The sequence below is a fragment of the Psychrobacter sp. TB20-MNA-CIBAN-0197 genome (genome assembly GCF_040309765.1).
Taxonomy (GTDB): domain Bacteria; phylum Pseudomonadota; class Gammaproteobacteria; order Pseudomonadales; family Moraxellaceae; genus Psychrobacter; species Psychrobacter submarinus.
In genome coordinates, this window is the sequence record NZ_JBEOPC010000993.1 from 1 (window position 1) to 254 (window position 254).

Genomic DNA, 254 nt, shown 5'->3' on the forward strand with positions numbered 1-254 from the left:
ATCCAAGACTACCCAATATTGGCCTTAACCATTTCGGCTATCGCTTATCTAAGCACTGTATTTATTTTGCGCGCTAGCAACTCGCCAGTTATTTTAAACGTCGGCTTAGATAGCAACTTAAATAGCAACCTAGCGTACTCTCAAGAGCAAACCATCACATCAGATGCAGTAGCGGCCTACGCCAATGCACTGGGCATCAGCACCCAAGCCGCGCAGCAGTGGCTAACCTCAATCAATAGCCAAAGCAAAATCTT

General features: G+C 46.1%; 1 protein-coding gene. It reads left to right on the plus strand.

The window, feature by feature from the left end; all coding sequences use genetic code 11:
- Positions 1–254, plus strand: a 254-nt coding sequence (locus AAEY83_RS16870; protein WP_351060947.1) for a hypothetical protein, incomplete at both ends; no start/stop codon positions are given.